Origin of the sequence: Snodgrassella alvi wkB2, assembly GCF_000600005.1 — a bacterium.
Lineage (GTDB): Bacteria > Pseudomonadota > Gammaproteobacteria > Burkholderiales > Neisseriaceae > Snodgrassella > Snodgrassella alvi.
On the sequence record NZ_CP007446.1, the window covers coordinates 2,320,968 to 2,344,368 of the forward strand.

Consider the following 23,401-nt stretch of genomic DNA (forward strand, 5'->3'; position numbering starts at 1 on the left):
CATATAAAAATTCAGATAATAAGCATCAAACAGTAAATCAAGTTTTTATTGCCTGTACAGAAATAGCCAGTATGACCGGGAGAGTAAGATATATACGGAAATCCGCTATAAAAAAATAATATTAAATGTCTATCAATTCTGCTGAAAAACCGTACAGTCTTATTACTTACCAGATATGCGTGCTTACTTCGCTATTAATGTTAATAAATAATTGGCCTATTACAGATAAATTTATTTTATTTATATATTACTAATAGTGTTGCTTAATAGGCATTACCATTTCAATAAAATGTAAAATATATCTACATATACAACAATTTAATAGAAAATTATCCATAAAATAAAATAAGATTTAAAAAAATAAATAAAGTAACAGTATTAGACTTACCTTATTTTAAATTTGTGTTTTCCTATCGATTTCTTTTTTAAAAAAAATTATTAATCGATTTTCTTAACTTATTCAAGTCAATATAAAGGAAATAAAAAATGAGCACTCAGATCTCTGATAGTCAATCAGAGGCGTTAAATTTTATCCGCCCCTTGAACAGGCTGGAAAGTGGTATGGCAAATTTGCATACTAATTTTTCAGGAACAACACAATTTACTTTAATTCTGGAGGTTGAAGGTAAACTGGAACCGAGCAGAGTAGAACAGGCTTTACAAATTATCCAAAAGCAATATGAGGCGCTAGCCTCCAAAATTCTTCTACAAGAAAGTCAATGGCATCTGGTTAAATCCTCTTTATCATTTCCCATAATATTCACCGTCATTACCGTACCGGAATTACCCTCGAATGATGTTCGCTGTTTTGATGAATTGCTGGAAAGAGAGGTAAATGATCCGTTAGATATCCATCAGCAATTATGCAGATTGACCATGCTGAGTCAGGATAATTTTAATCGCCACTTACTGATACTGACACTGGCTCACGTCATTGCAGACGCCACAGCCGGTCTGAAGATTTTTTCTGAAATATTACGTCTGTCTGCACAAAATTTTTCTGATAAAACTATTGACCGAAATATATCTCTGGAAAATGCAGGTTTTAGTTCTGCAAATAAAACAGGGCACAGTTATCCTGATTATCAACAAGCTGTAAAAATGTGGAGTAATTCTGCCAGAGAAATCCAAACAGCAAGCTATACGGCCATAATTGAAGCAGAAACTGTTGAAAAATTAAGCTCTATAGCAAGCAGACATAATCTGACCATGAATTCATTATTGACTGCCCTGATTCAGCAGACCAATACAGATTTTTTTAAGCTGGATTCGTTTCCCATATTAACTGCGATTAACTGTCATCCTATACTCAACATAGAAGACAGCTTTACCTGCTTAATTCAGCAAGCAATAACCACCATTTCCGGAGATATTTACACGAGTGCACAGCAAATTAAACAAGATATTCTGGATGCCAAAGCAACAGTTGCAGCAAATAAAATGCTGTCACCGATAACGTTACAAAATCTGCAAAAAGATTTGGTTTTTATATATACCAATAATGGCCGGATTAACAAAATAACCGTACCGCCAAACTTCAAGCTGCATAACTTTCGTACCGGAGCCAATATGAACAGCGGCACGCTGACTGCCACCTTTCATCTGGCTTTTCTTAATGGCTGCCTGATACTTTGCCTTTCTTATTACACCAAAATATTACAACGTAAAATTATCAGCCAGTTGATGGAAAGAATTGCCAGACAGCTAACAAATTTCGCCATAAAAGAGTATTGAGCATTTAAAAAATCAATAAATTAAATACTCAAAATATAGCTGCGATTGCTGCATTTGGCTTGGAAAATCCTTGTTTTAAAGATAATGAGTACACCTATATTTCAGATATATCAGCATTTTCTAACAAGGAAATCAGGCATTTCTGGCTGATTTTTATGCTTGCACATCAGTCAGCGCCACTATCGATATATTAAGTTTGATAGTGGCGCTTTCCGGTTAATAATTTTATTTATACATACAAATATACTATTCATACTAGGATATAAATAAAATTCATTAGAATATCAATATAAATCAGATTTTTATACTTATAATATTTATTCTGCACAGCTTTTCTGGTCTCATATTCAGACTACCAGACTGGCAATTAAGAATCTGACAATTGATTTATTGTTGCAATCCCGTTATGTTAGCCGAATACATGCGCTTATTAATTCAGAGGATAGAGTATGAAATCTCGTGCCGCAGTTGCCTTTGCTCCCGGAGAAGCATTACAAATTGTTGAAGTAGACGTTGCACCGCCCAAGGCTGGTGAAGTACTGGTAAAAATTACCCATACCGGTGTTTGCCATACTGATGCATTTACTCTGTCGGGCGATGATCCTGAAGGTATATTTCCGGTTATTCTGGGGCACGAAGGTGCCGGTATTGTGGTAGAAGTCGGTGAAGGCGTCACTTCTGTCAAACCCGGTGATCATGTTATTCCCTTGTATACCGCTGAATGCGGAAAGTGTTTGTTTTGCCGTTCGGGTAAAACAAACCTGTGTACCGCAGTAAGAGCAACACAGGGTAAGGGGCTAATGCCTGACGGCACAACACGTTTTTCCTATCAGGGAAAACCCATTTACCATTATATGGGATGTTCAACTTTCAGCGAATATACCGTCGTGGCAGAGGTATCTCTGGCTAAAATCAATCCTGAAGCCAGACATGATCAGGTTTGTCTGCTAGGCTGCGGAGTGACTACCGGTATTGGTGCAGTACACAATACTGCTAAAGTACAAGCAGGTGATACTGTTGCCGTGTTCGGGCTGGGTGGTATCGGGCTGGCTGTAGTACAGGGTGCACGACAGGCCGGAGCCGGACGAATTATTGCTATTGATACCAATCCGGCTAAGTTTGCCCTTGCCAGACATTTTGGTGCCACAGAATGTATTAATCCGAACGATTATCAGGAACCGATACAACAGATAATTATTGGTCTGACTGAATGGGGCGTAGATCATAGTTTTGAGTGTATCGGTAATGTAGAAGTGATGCGTGCTGCCTTGGAATGCGCTCATCGGGGCTGGGGACAAAGCATCATTATCGGTGTCGCCGGTGCCGGTCAGGAAATAGCCACACGCCCTTTTCAGCTGGTTACCGGGCGAGTATGGAAAGGATCTGCTTTCGGTGGGGTTAAAGGACGCTCACAACTGCCGCAGATGGTGGAAGAAGCCATGCAGGGTAAAATCGAGTTGACACCATTTATTACTCATACATTGCCGCTGACTGATATTAATCAGGCATTCGAGCTGATGCATACCGGCGAATCTATTCGTACAGTCATTTATTATTAATAATATGCGTATGTGCATACACATTATTAATGTAATTGCCGGTATTTCATCATGTTATAAACTCAATACGGATCCTTTAAAATGGCTGAAATAACTCTGCAGACCACTCATAAACTGTTTAACGGCGAACAACGACGTTACCGGCATTACAGTCACTACAATCAATGTGACATGACATTTTCTGTCTATCTTCCGTCACGTGCCTTACAAGGTTACCGGCTGCCTGTGCTGTATTGTCTGGGCGGGCTCACCTGTACTGATGAAAATTTTTCGGTGAAAAGTGGTGCACAGCGTTTTGCTGCTGAATGGGGTATTGTTCTGGTTATGCCGGATACCAGTCCACGCGGTACTGATGTAGCTGATGCTGATGTTTACAATCTGGGACAGGGTGCCGGTTTTTATCTTAATGCTACCCGGCAGCCGTGGGCTCAGCATTACCAGATGTATGATTATGTGGTCACAGAACTGCCCGAACTTATCGAAAAACATTTTTCGGTTAATGAACAGCGTAGTTTATGCGGCCACAGTATGGGCGGTCATGGTGCGCTGATGATTGCCCTGAAAAACCCTCAGCGCTACGTTGCTGTATCGGCATTTGCTCCTATCGCCCATCCGGTAGCCGGAGCATGGGGTCAGGCAGCATTCTCAACCTATCTGGGAACCAATCAGCAAGACTGGGCTGCATATGACAGTACTGAACTGATCAGCCGGTATCCGTTTTCATTACCAGTTCTTATCGATCAGGGAAGCGTGGATGAATACTATCCTGAGCAATTAAATCCACAGGATTTCGTTCAGGCAGCCAAAGCCAAAGGCATTAACATTCGGTATCAGCTGCGTGAAAACTATGATCACAGCTATTATTTTGTCAGTACATTTATAGAAAGCCATATCAGCTTTCATGCCGAAGCATTCGGACTATAAATCACCAGACCAGTAAATTAACAGCTAAGCTTCAATCACGGATTCGCGCGCAAACGTTTTTTCACAGTAATGACAGCATAAACGGGTTTCGCCATGGCTCACCCGAACAGAAAAATGGCTCTTTACCGGTTCTCCATGGCTGGCACAATTGCTGTTCGGACAACGAAACACTTCACTGATACTTTCCGGCAAAGTCAGTGTACGTTTGCGTACTACCCGAAAATTTTCAATATCATTAACTGTAGCCTGCGGCGCGAACAAAGCCAAGCGGTTAGCCGCAGCATCATCAAGATACTGACCGGAAATTTTAATAATATCCTTGCTGCCGGTGGATTTACTGCTCAGATTAAACCCTACCGTAACCGCATCACCGGAATGCAGCAATTTAAACTGGCGCAAAATAGTCAGCCCCTGCCCTACCGGGATGTGATCAATCACAGTACCATCTTTTATTGCCTCAACACTTAGTCTGGTCTGATTCATCATTGTTTATCCTTTTGCTCCAACTATATCAATATGTTCATTCAGAATCGCCGCCAGAATAGCCTGCCGCGCATACATACCATTATTGGCCTGCTGAAAATAATAAGCATGAATACTGTCATCGACATCTGCATGGATTTCATCCACACGCGGTAAAGGATGCAAAATACGCATATTCGGTTTAGCCTGCCCGAGCATAGCCGCACACAAATTAAAATGACCACTGATTCTGGCAAACTCCTGTTCATCGAACCGCTCACGCTGAATACGCGTCATATACAGAATATCTGCCCAGGCCAATGCTTCTTCGAGACTGCCGGAAGTCCGGTAATGTACGCCATTATCATCCAGCTGCTCACAGATATAAGCAGGCATTGCCAGAGTTGGCGGAGACACAAAAATAAATTCACACCCCCAGCGACTGAGAGCCTGCGCCAGTGAATGTACAGTACGGCCATATTTCAAATCACCAACTAAAGCAATTTTAAGATTCTGTAAATGCCCCTGCGTTTCATAAATGGTGACTAAATCCAGCAATGTCTGCGACGGATGCTGATTCGTACCGTCTCCTGCGTTAATAACAGGCACACGGGCAAACTCACTGACTACCCGGGCTGCACCATCTTTCGGATGACGCATTACAATTGCATCTGCATAATTACTGATAATTCTGGCAGTATCAGCAAGCGTTTCTCCCTTCTTGGCACTGGTATTGGCACCATCAGCAAAACCAATAACTTTACCGCCCAGCCGCTGGATAGCAGTTTCAAATGACAAACGGGTTCGTGTAGACGGTTCAAAAAAACACGAACCAATTAAACGTCCGTCTAATAAATCAGCCTGAGGCTGCTGTTTTAACTGTAAAGCGAGCGCCAGCAAAAATTCCAACTGCGCAGTAGATAAATCATTAATAGAAATGAAATGTTGCCGATACAGCGGATTAGCCATAATTTAACCTTCAGCATTTATCAATAGGCACAAAAAAACCCGTCTTCAAACGGGTAAAATCTTACGGAAATTAGCTGTACTGATGTAATACCTGTTCCAGACAACCTTGAACATCTGCTGCCAGTATCCGCATCACGCTATCATTCCCGTAATAATAAATTAATACAAATTATCGCATAAACAGCGCAATGATAAAAGCTGACCAAATTGAGTTACAATCAGCATTTCATTGCCTTTTTTATTTCTGCTTACATTGATTTACCATCAACTGGCACTGAATGTGCCCCTGTATTCACTGCTTACTTATGCCCATACCACAGCCCTGCCCGCCGGTACACGGGTAGCAGTACGCTTCCGCAAACGTCTGGTGGCCGCCATAGTATGGGAAAGTAATGTAGAACCTGAAATTGATATCAGCAAAATACGACCAATAGAATCAGTGCTTTCTGATGACTGGCAATTGCCTGAAGACTGGCGCACATTACTCAGTTTTACTGCCCGCTATTATCACTATCCTCTCGGGCAGGCAGTAATGGCGGCGTTGCCGAAGGGACTGCGTCAGCCTGAAGTCGTGCAACTACCCCGACCGGAAGTGATTTACACGTTAAATGCTCTGGGGCGTGAACAGCCTCCTCCACCGGCACGCTTTCACAAACAAAATGCATTATGGCAACATCTGCAAACAACATCTGCTACATTACAACAACTTAAGACCATACATTCTCAGGCTGCACATTATCTTAATCAGTGGCAACTACAAGGCTGGATACAGACTACTTCAGTTCCGGCCTGCGGCAGCATTCCGGAAAGCCGGCATCAGCTTAATCAGCAACAATTGCTTGCCAGTACAACAGTACAGAATAAATTCGGCCAGTTTGCTCCGTTTCTGTTATATGGCATTACAGGCAGCGGCAAAACAGAAGTTTATTTCGACATCATGGCCAAAATATTGCAGCAGGGCAAACAGGTTTTATTTCTGCTGCCCGAAATCAATCTGACCCCGCAATTGTTGCAGCGTGTGCGCCAGCGATTTCCACATACTGTTACTGCTCTGCTGCACAGTCAGACTGCTGCCGGACAACGGACAACCAGTTATCTTCAGGCTGCACTCGGACAGGCAGCTTTAATCATTGGCACCCGACTGGCTGTTTTCACTCCCATGCATAATCTGGGATTAATTGTAGTCGATGAAGAACATGATTACTCATTTAAGCAGGAAAGCGAACTGCGTTATCAGGCACGGGATCTGGCTGTGTGGCGTGCGCAGCAGGCAGGATGTCCTATTGTACTGGGCAGTGCCACTCCATCTCTGGAAAGCTGGTATAAAGCCCAGCAAAAAGATTATCAACTACTGCAATTAAGCGAACGCGCCCATATCAGTGCTCAATTACCGCAAATTCATCTGGTAGATATTCGCCGGTTACCACTGGATAATGGTTTGAGCGATATTATCAAACAAAAATTACAGACCAATTTTGCCAATGGTGGCTTAAGTATGGTCTATCTGAACCGTCGCGGCTTTGCTCCGGCTTTATTCTGCGCCGCCTGCGGGCATACTTTCGGCTGCCCTAACTGCTCGGCCAAGATGGTTTTACATCAGCATGCCGGTCAGCTGCGCTGTCATCACTGTGATTTTCACCAGCGTATTCCACATTGTTGCCCGAAATGCGGTAATCAGGATTTAACGGCTGTCGGACAAGGAACACAACGCATTGAAGAAAACCTGCAATATCTGTTACCTAAGGCACGTATTCTGCGGGTAGACCGCGACAGCACCGCCCACCGGCAGGATTGGTCAGATATTTACAGTAAAATCATTAACCGGCAGGTAGATATTCTGATCGGCACCCAGATGCTGGCCAAAGGTCATGATTTTCCGCAATTGAATCTGGTTGTTGTTTTAAATGCAGATAACAGTCTTTACAGTGCGGACTTTCGCGCACCAGAACGCTTGTTTGCCGAATTGATGCAAGTAAGCGGCCGTGCCGGCAGAGCAGAATGCAGTGGCGAAGTCTGGGTACAAACCAGACAACCCGAACACAAAGTTTATCAGGCATTGGCTGCACAAAATTATGTTACCTTTGCAACAGCAGAACTGACGGAAAGACAGGAACTGGGCATGCCACCTTTCAGCTATATGGCAGCTATTCATGCTGACGCCAGAACCATGCGTGAAGCACAAGAACTCCTGCGACAGGCATTACAGGGTATCAGACAGCAACAATCTTTACCGCCCAGTGTCAGTATTTTAGGACCAGTACCAATGTTAATGGCACGGCTGGCCGGTTATGAACGGGCACAGGTCTTTCTGGAAAGTCATAACCGGCGCGAATTACATCACAGCATTACAATATGGCAAAGCTGGCTATTGCATCTGGAAAAAACCAGCCCACACACACGCTGGCTGATCGATGTAGATCCGCTGGAAATGTAATTATGATGCCATTCGAATTATAAGCATACATTCATTCATTTTTACCCTATCTGTAACAAAAACTGGTCATCAGCCAGATTGGCAGATGACCAGTAATCAGATTTAACTGATAACTTATTCGCGTCCACGCAGACTATGCCAAACACGTGAAAGTAATGGTTTTTGTTTTTTCTGGCGAGTAACTTCATTGCCATCATAACCTACTTGAGATTCCTTAGGGAAAGCACCAAAAGGTTCCACAGCATAATTTTCCAGCTTATAGCCGGCATCCAGAGCTTCCTGATAGTACTGGTCAAACAGCTCAACCAGATCTTTACGCGGATGAGGCAGAATATCACTATCAAACCAATGTTTCTGACCAGCTGCAGCCAAACGCGGGATTGAATACTTATGACTAAATTGGGTACCCATATCCGAATAATGCAAAATTTTCATCTGCTCGATCGGCATACCTTCACCATCGACACAATTCCATGCAGCTGTATAAGCCTGTACCCATTCAGGATGCTCTTTAAACTTAGCCATCATTTTCTTATGCGAATCAGGGTCAGCACGCAGCGTAGCCTGTTCCGGCAATTTAGCTTTAGCTTTCGCACAATCCCAGACACAAGTACACAAGCGGGTAAAGCGTTTGCCCTTGGCATGATCATGCACTTCCTTGGCAGCAACAATTGCTTCACCTTCAATAGGATGCTCCCAAAGTTCGGCTAAATCAGCCAGAATAATCATATCTGCATCCATATAAATAGCCCGGCCTTCATAATTGCAGGCAGCAGGAATACCCCAGCGGAAACCTGAAAACGGTGTTGCCCATTTTTCAGTATGCCAGCCGGCACCAGACTGCGGATCAGAGTACCAGGGGCTTTCCGGGTCATGACTTAACTGCATCCAGATAATTTCCACTGGCCGCGATGTATGTTTATGGATGCTGTAATCCACCACCATCATCTGTTCCAGATCACAGTTATTCGGGTCACAACCCACAAAGACCTTAATTACATCGTTGCTCATGCATATACTCCCGATTTGCTTACGTTATAAAGATAATTGTAATCTTACCGCAAAAATACCAGTAAAAATGATAATATTAATCAAGTAATATTTGACATGAAACAAATAATTCCAATCAAATTTATAAATATCAGACCGGTAGATACCTATTATCAGGTATTAATTCGTTTTAATATGGGCAAGTTAACAGATTAGCCGACAATATCTGCCACACTCTTAAAAATATAATAAGACTCAAGTAATTTATCCATATCATAAATATAACTCACAGCCATTACCTCATCCGGCTGTAAGCGCAGGCGATACTCCTCCAGCTGCTGACGAATAGTATCAGGAGCACCCAGTAATGTGCAGGCAGTAAAGTTACGCACATAAGTTTCCTCCTCAGCAGTCCATAAACCATGCATATGAGGTACTGGTGGCTGTAATGGCGCCCGGCTATTGCGAACCAGTCCCAATACCGATTGAAACTGCGTAGTTTGCAGGTAACGAGCCTCTTCATCCGTTGCCGCGGCAACAACATTTAAACACAGCATAAAAAAGGGCTTACTCAGCTGAGCAGAAGGCTGAAAACGTTCCCGGTAAATCGCTGCGGCCTCTTCCAGAAAACGCGGTGCAAAATGTGCAGCAAAAACGTATGGCAGTCCCATTTTGGCCGCCAGATAAGCACTATCCGTACTGGAGCCCAGTATATAGAGCGGAATATGTGTACCAATACCCGGATAGGCCTTTACTATTCCCTGACAATTCTCATCGCCCAGATAACGTTGCAACTGCACCACATCATCAGCAAACTGTAATGAAACATCATTTAAATGCCGACGCAAAGCTGCAGCTGTTACCCTGTCAGTACCGGGTGCACGCCCCAGTCCCAAATCAAGCCGGTGCGGATAAATGGTTGCTAAAGTGCCATACTGTTCTGCAACCATTAACGGACTGTGATTAGGCAGCATTACTCCGCCGCTGCCTACCCTTATCTTGTGGGTATGAGCCAGTGTATGACCAATTAATACCTGAGTGGCAGAGCTGACTACCATCGGCATATTATGATGTTCTGCGATCCAGTAACGCACAAAACCTGACTGTTCAGCAGCCTGTGCCAGACGCAACATATCCTGTATAGCCGCCGCAGCAGTACCTTTATCCCGACGTGGTACCAGATTCAGTATAGAAACAGGAATAGCCATAAATTCCTCACATTGAAGAAAAACAGATATAAATTAAATTCATCCTATGCGCGAAAACGAATACTCTGTCCGCGTATAAAAAACCGCTGCATAAATTATACAGCGGCCTATACACAATCATGATACAGGCTTATTCCGGTAGTAACTCAATTTTACTCGGATCTCTTCCCTGCTGTTTGAGTGACACCACAGAGGTAAACAGCATATCGCTGGAAGAATTCAAAACTGTTTCAGCTGAGTCCTGAATTTCACTGATAACGAACCCGATTGCTACCACCTGAGCGGATATAGCCGGATCAATGCCAAACATACTGCATGCTACTGGAATCAGTAGCAGCGAACCGCCGGGCACACCGGAAGCACCAAGAGCACATACCGTTGCCAGAATACTTAGCAACAATGTCTGAATAAAGCTCACATCCAGACCTAAAGTATGCACAGTAGCCATTGTCATCGTCGTAATCGTGATAGCCGCTCCATTCATACTCATTGTCACACCCAGAGGAATAGACAGCGAATAAATTTCTTCCGGCAATTGCATACGCTGAGCCAGACGGATATTTACCGGAATATTCGCTGCTGAACTACGGGTAAAAAACGCTGTAATTCCACTATAACGCAAACAGGTAAACACCAGCGGATATGGATTTTTACGAAAATTCAAAAATACAATCAGCGGATTAATCACCAGTGCCACAAACACCATCAGACCCAGTAATACACCAATCAGCTCAAGATAATTCTTCAGCTTAGCCAAACCATCACTCGTAAAGTGAGAAGCAACCAAACCAAGTACACCATAAGGAGCAATTGCCACAACAAGGCGAACCACCCAGATAGTGGCATCCGACCAGTTTTTAATCACCGATTTCGTTGCCTCACTACTCTGGCGCAATGCAATACCCAATGCTGTTGACCATGCCAGAATACTCAGAAAATTACCGGTTGCCAGTGCATCAACCGGATTATCTACAAACTTGAGCACAATATTCATAAGAATTTCTGCCACACCTTCCGGCGGTTTTTCAGATATCGGCGGTACATCCATCACCAAATGAAGCGGATATAAAAAACTTACCGTAGAAGCCAGCACTGCAGAAATCAGAACAGTAACAGCATATAACCAGGCTACTGACTTAATACTGGAAACATTATCAAATTTATTATTAACAATAGAAGATATGACTAATACAAAAACCAGTATCGGAGCAGCTGCACGTAAAGCCTGAATAAATACCTTACCCAGAAATTCCAGTTTCACCCCGTACTGCGGTAAAAACGCCGCAATAAACGCGCCGATAATCATACATATCAGCATACGTACAATCAGATTACTCTTAAATAATACCCATAAAAGCTTCTTCATTCACAATCCTTGGTTATCGCCGGATTCAAACACATTTAAAAACAGATACAAAATATCATCAGAACTGACAATAAATCCGTGAGCAGCAAATTATCTCTCATCAGAAAATCTGTTTTAATCCGTCTTTTCAACACCATTAAACCTTAACAGAAAACCATTTCAGTTTACCTAGCAGATAATAAGTTTAGCATTAAAACGAACACAAACAGCGAATAATCAATAAAACCGCGAAAAACAGTTAAAATCAATCAGCAATTTATTATTCTTAATCAATGGAATCAAACTATACAAAAATCTAAAATGCTATACTCCCACACCAGTAACCGCCCAGACAAAATATGCCATGGACACAGCTTCACAAAACTACATACTATGCATGAAATGGGGGCAAAAATATGATGCTGAATACATCAACCGCCTCTATAACATGGTACAACGCCACTTAACGCTACCATTTACCATGATTTGCCTGACAGATGATGCTAAAGGCATCAATCCGGCTGTTCAGTGTTATCCGCTAATACCACTGGATCTGCCTCAGGGTCTGCCTGAACGTGGCTGGAACAAACTGACAACATTCAGTGCAGATTTATATGGTTTACACGGTACAGCTTTATTTCTTGACATAGACATAGTCATAATCGATAACATAGACTGCTTCTTCACACATCCTTCCAGCCGACAGGACGAAGTATGGATTATTCGTGACTGGAAAAAGCCGTGGCGAAAAGTCGGCAATAGCTCAGTATACCGATTTCAGATTGGTGCATTACCAGAGTTAATGAACTATTTTCGCGAACATTTCCAGACTATTCGTCAGCAATTTCGTCATGAACAGGCATTTTTATCATGGTATGTGCGCGAAAATCATAAACTAAGTTACTGGCCTGAAAACTGGTGTCTGAGCTATAAATATGACGTATTAAAAAAAATGCCTTATGCGCTATGGCAGCCACCGGAAAAGCCGGATTACGGCAAAATTATTATCTTTCACGGCGAAGTTAATCCTCCGGATGCCATCAGGGGAGGCGGAGGAAAATGGTACCGTAAAGTTTTACCGGCTCCATGGTTAAAAAATTATTGGCAATAAAATTACTATTATGAAAATCGTACAAGCACACAGTAAATTCTTCATCATTGGCAATGCTGACGAACAAAATTCTATTGCCGGATTAATTCATGAAGACGATATCGTAGTCCGCTTTAACACCCCCAATCCAAACTGTACACTTATGGCCGACTGGGTATTTATTGCCAATGGCTACACACAAATCAGACATCTGAATATTGACCATCAGTTTTTTAAACCTGACACACAAATATTTTTTCGATATACCACAAAAGATATCTGTCTGGGACGATATCAGAATATTCCTTTACATAAACGGATAAAATATATTTGGCGTTTTCCTAAATGGATTAAACACTCTCATCTGGATCAATATCAAATAAACACGATACCTACAGATACTTATCAGCACTGTGCCAATACACTGGGTTTTCGCCAGCCAAGCACAGGTTTACTGGCCATTGATTACATTTGTCAGCATTATCCGGAAAAACAAATTTATATACATAATTTCACCAGTGAAGGCTGGACGGGGCATAACTGGGATGATGAAAAAAAACTAATTTATAAATGGATTACCGAAGGTAAAATAACTGCAATCTGAATAGAAAATATTTACCTGCATGAGAATCGGGCTAAACCTGATTTTAATATCAGTTTAGCCGCCTTGTCCCACATACCCGTACGTACTAATAACGAAACAGTTGCGCAAGTCGATAACTGTTTTTGTGCATATAGCTCTTTAGCCAAAAGCAAAATATCGGCTTTTTCCATTTCCGGAAGATTCATTTTTCTGAGTTTACGACACAACCTGAAATAATAAAGATGAGCTTTATATAATAAATAAGCACAGCACTTTTTATCATCAACCACTTTATCAGCATATTCAGCCTGTGTCAGATAAGCCCTGATACCATATACCTGTTTCAGACTCATTTTCTGCACAATCGAATCCGGCCAGATACGATAATGTACTAAAGTTTGCGGATAATAAAAGTAAGTCTGACATTGATTCAGAATAATCGGAGTATTCGCAATATCTTCATAGGCAGGTATAGTGAAATCACACGAATCTGTTACCAAAGTACGCCGGAAAACTTTATTCCAGAAATAATGTTTACCATCCATAATTGCAAGGCGGTATAACTCACCGTTATTCTGATGCAGCAAAGTATTTGCGGGAGTAACTGATAAATGTTCATGGTATTTAACTTTACCGCTACCATCAAAAAAAACATCATAATCGAACAGTACTACATCCGGATGATACTCACTCAGAATATTCCTTATCTGCCGTACCGCTTGCGGTTCAATCAAATCATCTGAATCAATAAACCAGACATATTCAGCATGACTGGCCTGTAACAGACACTGGCGAACCTGAGTAATACCCAGATTTTTCTTTCCGCACAGTATACGAATATTCACATGCGGATAACTCTGCTGATATTTGCGAATCACACTAAGTGAATTATCTGGTGAACAATCATCATAAAATATAACTTCAGTTAAAGCAGTCAAATCCGGAAATAAAGCATCCAGCAATCCGGAAAGATATGATTCAACATTAAATACAGGAATCAGAATACTTAAATCTACTTTATCTGTACCTGCATAATTATCTTTTACCCCATTCACACAACTATTCCTCAAAATCACTTTTTATTATTGGCACCAGCATACGTTGCGCACACCGCAGCACGGACAATTGCCTCCATCCCATACGAATTTGTGCTGCCAGACGACGATATTTAAAGCATACGTTACTATAAATATCGTTTGCATGAGGTTTCAGATTATTCTCAGGAGTGATAGTAGAAACAAAAGATTCTGTATGCTCCAGACCATAATTAATACACTGATCCAGTTGAATTGCAGCGGCCGGATACACTTGTCTGGCATTCAAATCATATGAACGACACAAAAATGCATCAGCAAGCGCCGGTGCCGAATATTCAGCTCTGTTTAACAGCTTCCGTGCCCCGGAAGGGAATAAAACATATGCGGCGGCACCTGTCCGATCCTGATATAACCGGCGTAACTCATAACCATCAATTAAATTAAAAGCCTTTTTACTTATCCATTTACGTCGATGGCGCGTTTCCAGATTCACATAATCAACCTCATTTGCCAGAGGAATTAACGCAGCAAGAATATCTGCTGTTTTACGCGATAATAGAGCATCATCTTCAAGAATCAACCAAGGTTTATCGGTATTAAGTACATATCGCCATGCAGCTTTATGGCTTAAAAAACAGGCTACCTCAGCCGGACGCAATTTACGCTCCCAGCCATTTGCTAATTGTTCATATTGTTCACCAAGAATATCCGAACTATTAACAGCAGACAGGCGCTGCATAGGTATTTGCAAATGAATCAGTTGTTTGCGCTGAAATTCCAATCGCTCAAATGAATGATCCAGATTAATTACTAGAGCAGAAATCATCTGTTTGTATCACCACAGATATTATAATTAATCATCAGATTTTTGCTGAAATAGAACATCCTCAATTTCTCGTATCCGATCCATGCGGCGCTGTACTTTACTTTTCCGTATTGAAAACAGCTTTCCGCTGGTTCTCAGATTTTCATGAACCACACGGGCCGCCTGTAACTGTTCGATATAAACCTGTTGTTTAGGTGCACGCAGATTGTCAGCACGATCAAATATCCAGCAAAAGCCAACAGGCAAATGAAAAACTTTATAACGAGGATTGTCAGATGCCTGATCAGCAGCAATGACAGATTGTAAAACCTCCTGATCCCAGATTTCCGGATGTGCTATACACTGCCGGTTCCATTCGGCTAGCAAGTGTCTTGCAGCCTCAGTGTCTTGGAAAAAAAGAGTTGCAGATACTAAATGACCATCTCCTAAATCATAATACACTGCAATATCACAATCCAGACTGGCAAGATATTTTAACGGAGAAACATGAAAAACCGCATCAACATCCACATACAGCATCGGTCCGCTGACTATATCACGTTCACGAAGCAAATAAGCTGCTTTAAACGACGTATTGGCTTCCCACCCACCCTGACTGGAAATAGCAGTTGTCTTAACTCTGATACCCAAACGTTCAGCAGAAGCACACATACGTTTGGCTTCATGCGTATAAAATTCATCATCTGTATGATAGGCTACAACTGTTACCGCATCATCTGCTGATGCTTTCATCTCATCAGTCACAACCCGTGCCAGCGGAACCACAACTTTACGATTCTTGGCTCGCCATGCATATTCTCTGCCCAGTTTAATCATTAGTATTATTCTCAGTGATTAACATATATTTATTATAAACGTGTCCATCCATACATTTTCACAACATCAAAATGACGCCGCCAATGCCGCCCCTTAAGAAAAAATCTTTTAATTTTTTGTCCCAAAGTAAGTTTAAAACGCACACGATGAGGAATATCTGAATCCAGATTCTGAAATGCCAGCGGTTCAACCAAAAAAGCCTCTTTTAACCGGCCACCACTATAATGCCAGACCTTATCAATGGGATAAAAGAGATTTTTACTTGCCTGCAGCATATTTTTAGCTCCCTGCAAAGATACAATATAACAACATGCCAATGACGGAGCGATATCACATTCACAGGCAATCATATGATTACAGAGCGTATGTAAACGAAAAATTTTCCACCGGACAATAGCTTTACTTTCCATAAAGCGCCATAATCTGCGCCTTACCAATTGCCAGAATCGCGGTCGGACAAACTGTTTATGCGCAATACAAGAATTAACTGCCGCAACATCAATATCGTAAAAAGGTCTTTTTAAAGTCAGATTTAAAAAATCAAAAGACTGAAAATTTTTTTCATCAGCCAGCAAAGAAACCAGTTCAGGTTTAAGCTGAACATCATCTTCCAGAATCAGAGCATAGGGTATATTTTCATCTACCATTCTCTGCCATACCGTCTGATGGGATAAGGCACAACCAATTTCTCCATTAACGGCCTTACGTTTACATTCCAGTGCAAATCTTTTCTGGTTAAAAAAGGCTTTTTGCTCATCAGTTAAACAATTGCCATCAACTGCATTTACCCTTTCAAAAGCAATATTCAGATTTTCCAGTTGTTGTTTAACAAACATTAATCTATCCGGACGGCGTTCAAGATTAATTAAAAAAGTTTTGAGCATTGATTAGCCCTGCACATACTTTAGTCATAAATTATCTATAAATTATAGCTAAAATATGTCTGCCATTCATAGATAAATCCAGTATCCTGATACACTCACCGGTATAAACTGCTAAAATAGCTATCTGATCTGATAATAGTTACACTATTTCAACTTTACAGTTATCGAGAATACCAGATTTCATAAAATTAAGTTAACAATGTCGCAACCAACTATCATTCTGGCAATGTCAAGCTATAGTGACTTCGCTGCTGCCATTCAAAAGCATTTAGAATACCATAATTTTAAAGTTATCTTTATAAACAGCACTTCAGAGGAATTGAAGAAGCAAGTTGATTCCAGTTTTTATTATCCTAACCTGAAATCGCACCTGATTCATACAGCCCGAAAAATTTTTCTTTCAGATTGTTCATACAAAGCATATCTGAAAGAACAAATGTACAATCAGAAATTACTGGCAAATATTAAAAACCTATTAGACAACAATCATTACGACTATACTTTGGTTATACGCCCAGACTTATTTCCTATAGAGGCCTTACAACTGCTAAAAATTCATACAAAAAACGATTTTGTTGCTTATCAGTGGAATGGAATCAGACGATTTCCTAAAACAAAGCCGACAATAAACTTATTTGATCGTTTTTATGTATTCGATTCTGAAGATCTGCATAATGAGGAATACCAGCAATACCGGCTAAATGGAATCAGTAATTTCTATTTTGATATGTATCAGCCACAACCTGTATCACATACCGGAACCATCGCCTATTTCGTCGGACTACATGTAGATAGTCGCATTGCAGCTATAGAAGCCTGTGCAAATGCATTAATTAAATACGGGATAAATCTAGATTTTAATATAAAATTTCGCCCGTCTGAAGCTAGCAAAGCAGGACTATATTCTTGCAAAGAAATTCATTTTATCCCTGAAAATATTACCTTCGATGACAATTTAAAGCATATCAACAATGCAGATATACTCATTGATATCGTTAATCCGGTTCATCATGGTTTATCATTTCGTACATTTGAAGCTTTATATTACCAAAAGAAATTAATTACCAATAACCCACAAATCAAAAATCTTGATTTTTATCATCCGGATAACATTTTTATATGGAAGAATGCGGATGATTTACAGAAAATAGAGAGCTTTCTGGCCAGACCATTTGTCAGCATCAATCCGGATATTATAAAAAAATACAGTTTTGCAAACTGGATAAACAATATTTTAAACAGACAGCCATTCCAGAAAATATCCGTTATATAATTGAAATATTCTAAAAAAATGCTGTAGGCTCAAATTTGTATTTAAAAAATGCTAACTACAGCACATTCAATTACACCACATCTGCTTCAGCAAAAGATAAACCAACGGAACTTACTCTGCAAAATTGAATATTAAGAGAATTATCGAGCAACAATTTTATATCATACTGAATAAGAGTAAATCTTTTTACTTTAGATATTAATCGAATTGAATGAAATTAATGCATTTAAATTTAATACCGGATACCATTATTTTTACAATCATAGTATCCGGTTAACAATCTATTTATAGATTTATTATGAATAAAGTACTGAAAATCCAATATTTCTGCTACTTTTCAACATATAAACCAATAAATAAAAACAATATAGGCAAATTTTAAACACTCTTAAATTTATTAATTTAATGATTTATCTTCAGCTGAATTGCGGTTTTCACCAAACTGCATCCGATGTAAGAATGCATAACGTCCATTTTTTGCCAGTAAGTCTGCATGCTTACCCTGCTCGACAATTTTCCCCTGATGCATCACCACAATATTATCGGCATTTTCAATAGTCGACAGGCGATGCGCGATCACAATTGTGGTCCGGTTTTTCATTAGTGTTTCCAGAGCAGACTGCACTAATCGTTCTGATTCAGTATCCAAAGCACTAGTCGCCTCATCAAGAATTAAAATAGGCGCATCTTTTAGCAATGCCCGTGCAATTGCCAAACGCTGTCGCTGACCTCCGGACAGCCTCATCCCCTGATCACCCACTTCAGTTTTTAAGCCTTCAGGCATATTACTGATAAATGACCAGGCATTAGCAGCTTTCGCAGCCTGAATAATATCTGCCTCTGTAGCATGCGGAGAACCATAAGCAATATTATTCGCAATAGTATCATTAAATAAAACAACATCCTGACTAACTAATGCCATTTTGGAACGAAGATTTTTCAATTCAAAATCATCAACATTTATACCACCTATACTTACATATCCGCTGGTCGTATCGTAAAATCGCGGAATAAGATTTACAGTAGAAGTTTTACCGCATCCGGACTCCCCTACTAACGCAACCACACTACCCTGTTTAATTGTCAGGTTTAGATGATCTATCGCATTTTTATCCGCATGCAGATAACGCAATGTTACATTCTGAAAAACAATATCTCCAATAGGAGCAGTCAGCTGTTTTTTCCCCTGATTTTTCTCTTCCGGTTCATCCAGAAAGTGAAATACACTATCTGCCGCTATCAGTCCGGCCTGCAAAACACTGGACATATTGGTAATCCGTTTTAACGGATCAAACATCATCAGCATAGCTGACAGAAAAGACATAAAGTCACCTGCAGTAAAGCCCGCATGACTGGCTCTTTTAGCAGCAACATATAAAATAATTGATAACGATGTGGCAATTAACAGCTGTGTTACTGCACTGCCAATAGACGTATACGACTGACGTCTGACAGCAAGACTACGCAGAGCCTTATTGGTTTTTTCCAGACGACTCTGTTCATACTGTTCACCACCATAAATGCGTACAACCCTTGTACCATCAATTGATTCAGACAAAATTTGCATGACCTGGCCAAGATCATTCTGACTTTTAGTAACTAATCGGCGAATACGCTTATTAATAACCCTCACACACCAGGCAATTAATGGAATGGTAACAAAAGTGATCAGTGTTAATTGCCAGTCAAGATAAAACAACCAAATCAGAAGTCCCAAAACAGTCACACCATCTTTGGCAAAGACAGTGATCACATCAAAACCGGCAGCCGTTATTCCTTTAGCGTCATTGGTAATGCGCGACATCATGCGCCCGCGGCTGTTTTCCTGATAATAACTCACAGGTAACATCATCATTTTTGCAAACAGATCACGCTGAATTACCTGGACCATCTGATTAGAAATATAAGCACTGGTATATTCATTTATATAGTTGGCAACCCCACGAAAAATGAACAAACCGATGATTTCAAATGGTACCCATTTCATAGCTTCGATATTTTTGTCAACGAAACCATTATCAATGATCGGCTTTAACAAATAAGCAAAAAGGGGACCTGTCACACCTACGACAACCATTGCCAATACAGAAATAAAAAAATACTTTACCAGCCCGCGCATATACGGAAATAATCTCTTATAAAGATTATGCGGTGAAAAAGCATCAGCCTTTTTACTTTTTTTCATTCGCTTCCCAGAACAATCAAATACAAAACAAAACACAGTGTCGATGAAATTACCTGTCGGTATCTCATCATAAACGGCATAAATCCATTAAATTCAGCAAACTGCCAATCTAAACCTATACCAATTATCAACTTCTAAAATCACATACAACTTGTATTCTATCAAATCGAAAACAATCTGAATAAAATACCTGATAAAAATTCTCTCCAGTACAAAAATCCACTACCAAATCAATGAAATTTAAATCAGTTGAGACAAACTAAGCACTGATCTTACCGAATTTAATTTACATATTGCTAACAAATACAGTTTATTTAAAACAATTTGTTGATAAATATTGTATATATTTTTACTCTAAAAGAATAATCAAAACACATATGATATTTAAATTTGAATTAAAATATAAACTTATTCTGTATATTGATTGGATAAATCCAATTCTTTACATTCAGCAGTTTTAATTGTTATCAACATCTAAATCAGTTTTTATTCATGACTCGTAAAACCATCATATTAGCTATGCCACCAAGCAATGGTATAGTTGAATTAATTGAAAAAAACCTTCAATTTCACGGATATCAAGTTTTACGATTAGATAGTGTACTGAAATTCAAATATAACAGTATTTGGGAACGTGTATATCACTTTCTGCACAAAAATATCACCCAGAGTAAGACATATAAAAAAACTCTACGAGAAAAACAAAGTTTTCATAAAGCAAAACAACTTCTGGCAGATAATCTTTATGACTATGCCTTAGTTATCCGGCCAGATATCTATCCGCCAAAGGTATTGGCTTTATTAAAAAAGCATACTAAAAAAAGATTTATTGGCTATCAATGGGATGGACTAAAACGCTTTCCAGTAAAAAATATTATTCATTTATTTGATCGGTTTTTTATTTTTGATCATACCGATTTAAATAACGCTGACTACCAAAACCATCAACTGTACAGTACTACTAATTTCTATTTTGATGTTATAAAGCCGGATTATGTCCAAAATGATAAGTTAGAAGCTTACTATATTGGTGACCATCAGAAAAGTCGCGTTGCCATGATAGAGCAATGTGCCGAAAAACTTGCGGAAAATGGAGTCCGTATTAAATTTATAATACCTACGAGCAAAAAAAGTGATATTAAATGTTATAAATCAAAATATCTTACTTTTGGTAAAAAAAATCGCCTATCTTATCAAGATAACTTAAAAAACGTCTCTACAGCGGATATTCTGGTAGATTTTGTTATTGCAGAACATAACGGTTTATCATTCCGCCATTTTGAAGCACTTTACTACAAAAAAAAATTAATCACCACCAACAAACACATTCAATATTATGATTTTTATCATCCGAATAATATATTCATTTGGGACGATAAAAATTTGGGAGAGATAAATAACTTTCTTATGAAACCATATAGCCCTATAAATCCGGATATAATTGCGAAATACAGTTTTAAAAACTGGATAGAAAATATTTTAGGTATAAATTCATAATTAAAATATATAGACTCATTCAGAATTTAGTCTGAAATTTGTAACACCAGATAAATTTTGCAAGTGACAGTCTTTAAAATTCCGAACGGAAATTAAATACAATAATATTTTAAATAAATATTCTCTTTAATTTTTATTAAAATCAATTATTTAAATGGAATTTAATTTACAATATACATATATGTATCCGAGTTTAAATTTATAAAAAAATAACTTATAGTAACAATATAAAGAACAATAATTTATTTCAACAAAATACGATTCAAACCATTACAAATTGGATTTATAACAATAATGTTTTTGGAATTGGTACTGAATGGATTACTACTTCTGTTGCAACAACAGCTATTTTACAAGTGTGTATTACAGCGAACCGAAATAAACAACAATATTTAGGCGAAATCAATCATTGCACATTAAATGTGCCATAAAACATCATACTATCTCATACCACAGGAAATTCCTGCAGAGAAAAAAGATGTTACACAATTACTCACTTTAGGCGGTTGGCCATGTGGCGTTATAGGACATTGGAAAGCTAATAAGAACAAGATAAAACCTGAAATTTATAGAATAGCAACTAAATTTTTTGATAAATATCCTGAATTAATTAAGAATTATTTGATGAATTAATATAACTATTAACGAAAATCTATACTCAATTAAAAGTTGGTCTGATATACAACTAAACAATATAAAACATAATAATTCAGTAGCAATCATCATGCGGACCAAAAATCGCCCTGTATTATTAGCTCGGGCATTGGAAAGTGTTATTCAACAAAGCTATACAAACTGGCATTTATATCTGGTTAATGACGGAGGTGATACCAGCTCCGTTAATCAATTAATTGATCTGAATTTTATAGATTTAAACCATAAAATTACCGTAATACATAACAATTATTCCTTAGGAATGGAAGCAGCATCTAACTGCGGTCTAAATATTGCTAATGAAGAATATTTAGTCATACACGATGACGCCTAGCACCCTGATTTTTTTTAAAAGAAACTGTTGCCTATCTCAATTCAGAACAACAAGCTGTTGTTGTATTAACAAATTGTATTATCATTAATGAAGAAATTCAGGAAGATAAATCCATTCAACTTGGTACAATGCGATGGCCTAACAGACATGATCAGGTTGATATTACAACTTTAATAAAAAAATAATGTATCTCCTCCGGTATGCTTACTTATTAGAATGAGCGTTGCTAAACAAATTGGTGAATTCAACAAAAACTTACCCGTTTTGGGAGATTGGGATTACATATTACGATTGTTTAAAGCTGGTGAAATAAAAACATTAAATAAGATTTTAGCCTATTATTATCTTAGACCAAATCACAGTAATAATTATGGGAATTCGGTTATCGCAGCAATAGATAGACACCAAAAATATCATGTTGAATTTAGAAATTCTTTTGTTCGTCAATCTATTTTAGAAAATCAGGGAAATTATAGTATTTTACATATACTGTTAAATGATAATATGAAAAATATAACTTATTATCACAAAAAATCGATAAACTAGATCATAAAATCGTCAATATCCAAAGAAATGTTTATTCTTTACGAAGAAAAT

21 protein-coding genes are annotated in these 23,401 nt (G+C 39.2%); 11 read left to right on the forward strand and 10 right to left on the reverse strand.

Annotated features, from left to right (window positions below; genetic code table 11):
* Positions 1-486 precede the first annotated feature (486 nt).
* From SALWKB2_RS10560 to fghA, 3 genes are all read left to right on the forward strand, one after another.
* Positions 487-1,734, forward strand: coding sequence for a condensation domain-containing protein (locus SALWKB2_RS10560; RefSeq protein WP_025331645.1), 1,248 nt, complete (start codon positions 487-489; stop codon positions 1,732-1,734).
* 449 nt (positions 1,735-2,183) lie between these two features.
* Positions 2,184-3,293, forward strand: coding sequence for an S-(hydroxymethyl)glutathione dehydrogenase/class III alcohol dehydrogenase (locus SALWKB2_RS10565; protein WP_025331646.1), 1,110 nt, complete (start codon positions 2,184-2,186; stop codon positions 3,291-3,293).
* A 90-nt stretch (positions 3,294-3,383) separates the two neighbouring features.
* On the forward strand, positions 3,384-4,217 hold the full coding sequence (gene fghA, locus SALWKB2_RS10570; RefSeq protein WP_370530649.1) for an S-formylglutathione hydrolase: 834 nt from the start codon (positions 3,384-3,386) through the stop codon (positions 4,215-4,217).
* Positions 4,218-4,241: 24 nt separating this feature from the next.
* Here the strand turns inward: fghA and pyrI are convergent, their stop codons facing one another.
* Both pyrI and pyrB read right to left on the reverse strand, forming a co-directional pair.
* Positions 4,242-4,700: an aspartate carbamoyltransferase regulatory subunit gene (gene pyrI, locus SALWKB2_RS10575; RefSeq protein WP_025331648.1), complete on the reverse strand. Its 459-nt coding sequence runs from the start codon at positions 4,698-4,700 to the stop codon at positions 4,242-4,244.
* Positions 4,701-4,706: 6 nt separating this feature from the next.
* Positions 4,707-5,648: an aspartate carbamoyltransferase gene (gene pyrB, locus SALWKB2_RS10580; protein ID WP_025331649.1), complete on the reverse strand. Its 942-nt coding sequence runs from the start codon at positions 5,646-5,648 to the stop codon at positions 4,707-4,709.
* 253 nt (positions 5,649-5,901) lie between these two features.
* Here pyrB and SALWKB2_RS10585 point away from each other — a divergent pair, with 253 nt between their 5' ends.
* Positions 5,902-8,082: a primosomal protein N' gene (locus SALWKB2_RS10585; RefSeq protein WP_025331650.1), complete on the forward strand. Its 2,181-nt coding sequence runs from the start codon at positions 5,902-5,904 to the stop codon at positions 8,080-8,082.
* Between the two features lie 114 nt (positions 8,083-8,196).
* Here SALWKB2_RS10585 and SALWKB2_RS10590 read toward each other — a convergent pair whose 3' ends face one another.
* The 3 genes from SALWKB2_RS10590 to sstT form a co-directional block, all read right to left on the reverse strand.
* On the reverse strand, positions 8,197-9,093 hold the full coding sequence (locus tag SALWKB2_RS10590; protein WP_025331651.1) for a glycosyl transferase: 897 nt from the start codon (positions 9,091-9,093) through the stop codon (positions 8,197-8,199).
* Between the two features lie 191 nt (positions 9,094-9,284).
* Entirely contained in the window at positions 9,285-10,280 is a 996-nt protein-coding gene (locus tag SALWKB2_RS10595; protein WP_025331652.1) for an LLM class flavin-dependent oxidoreductase, read from the reverse strand.
* Positions 10,281-10,410: 130 nt separating this feature from the next.
* On the reverse strand, positions 10,411-11,646 hold the full coding sequence (sstT, locus tag SALWKB2_RS10600) for a serine/threonine transporter SstT (protein WP_025331653.1): 1,236 nt from the start codon (positions 11,644-11,646) through the stop codon (positions 10,411-10,413).
* Positions 11,647-11,989: 343 nt separating this feature from the next.
* Between sstT and SALWKB2_RS10605 the strand changes: the two genes are divergently transcribed.
* Positions 11,990-12,736, forward strand: a complete 747-nt coding sequence (locus SALWKB2_RS10605) for a hypothetical protein (protein WP_038649067.1) — start codon at positions 11,990-11,992, stop codon at positions 12,734-12,736.
* Positions 12,737-12,746: 10 nt separating this feature from the next.
* Positions 12,747-13,319: a hypothetical protein gene (locus tag SALWKB2_RS10610; RefSeq protein WP_025331655.1), complete on the forward strand. Its 573-nt coding sequence runs from the start codon at positions 12,747-12,749 to the stop codon at positions 13,317-13,319.
* An 11-nt stretch (positions 13,320-13,330) separates the two neighbouring features.
* Here the strand turns inward: SALWKB2_RS10610 and SALWKB2_RS10615 are convergent, their stop codons facing one another.
* The 4 genes from SALWKB2_RS10615 to SALWKB2_RS10630 are packed head-to-tail and all read right to left on the reverse strand — an operon-like array spanning position 13,331 to position 16,861.
* Entirely contained in the window at positions 13,331-14,353 is a 1,023-nt protein-coding gene (locus SALWKB2_RS10615; protein WP_025331656.1) for a glycosyltransferase family 2 protein, read from the reverse strand.
* A 4-nt stretch (positions 14,354-14,357) separates the two neighbouring features.
* The gene (locus SALWKB2_RS10620) at positions 14,358-15,161 is read right to left on the reverse strand and encodes a glycosyltransferase family 25 protein (RefSeq protein ID WP_025331657.1); all 804 of its coding nucleotides are present in this window, start codon (positions 15,159-15,161) and stop codon (positions 14,358-14,360) included.
* Positions 15,162-15,188: 27 nt separating this feature from the next.
* Complete coding sequence (locus SALWKB2_RS10625) at positions 15,189-15,977, reverse strand: putative nucleotide-diphospho-sugar transferase (RefSeq protein ID WP_025331658.1); 789 nt, start codon at positions 15,975-15,977, stop codon at positions 15,189-15,191.
* 32 nt (positions 15,978-16,009) lie between these two features.
* A complete protein-coding gene (locus SALWKB2_RS10630) occupies positions 16,010-16,861 on the reverse strand; it encodes a glycosyltransferase family 25 protein (RefSeq protein ID WP_025331659.1) in 852 nt (283 codons plus the stop codon).
* Positions 16,862-17,297: 436 nt separating this feature from the next.
* Between SALWKB2_RS10630 and SALWKB2_RS10635 the strand changes: the two genes are divergently transcribed.
* A complete protein-coding gene (locus tag SALWKB2_RS10635; RefSeq protein WP_198431247.1) occupies positions 17,298-18,134 on the forward strand; it encodes a hypothetical protein in 837 nt (278 codons plus the stop codon).
* Between the two features lie 397 nt (positions 18,135-18,531).
* Here the strand turns inward: SALWKB2_RS10635 and msbA are convergent, their stop codons facing one another.
* Complete coding sequence (msbA, locus tag SALWKB2_RS10640; RefSeq protein ID WP_025331661.1) at positions 18,532-20,319, reverse strand: lipid A export permease/ATP-binding protein MsbA; 1,788 nt, start codon at positions 20,317-20,319, stop codon at positions 18,532-18,534.
* A 492-nt stretch (positions 20,320-20,811) separates the two neighbouring features.
* Here msbA and SALWKB2_RS10645 point away from each other — a divergent pair, with 492 nt between their 5' ends.
* From SALWKB2_RS10645 to SALWKB2_RS10660, 4 genes are all read left to right on the forward strand, one after another.
* Positions 20,812-21,816 (forward strand): hypothetical protein, encoded by a 1,005-nt coding sequence (locus SALWKB2_RS10645; protein WP_025331662.1) that lies wholly within the window; start codon positions 20,812-20,814, stop codon positions 21,814-21,816.
* Positions 21,817-22,236: 420 nt separating this feature from the next.
* Positions 22,237-22,449, forward strand: a complete 213-nt coding sequence (locus tag SALWKB2_RS10650; protein WP_025331663.1) for a hypothetical protein — start codon at positions 22,237-22,239, stop codon at positions 22,447-22,449.
* 91 nt (positions 22,450-22,540) lie between these two features.
* Positions 22,541-22,804, forward strand: a complete 264-nt coding sequence (locus SALWKB2_RS10655; protein WP_025331664.1) for a glycosyltransferase — start codon at positions 22,541-22,543, stop codon at positions 22,802-22,804.
* A gap of 216 nt (positions 22,805-23,020) precedes the next feature.
* Complete coding sequence (locus SALWKB2_RS10660; protein ID WP_025331665.1) at positions 23,021-23,350, forward strand: glycosyltransferase family protein; 330 nt, start codon at positions 23,021-23,023, stop codon at positions 23,348-23,350.
* Positions 23,351-23,401: the final 51 nt, after the last annotated feature.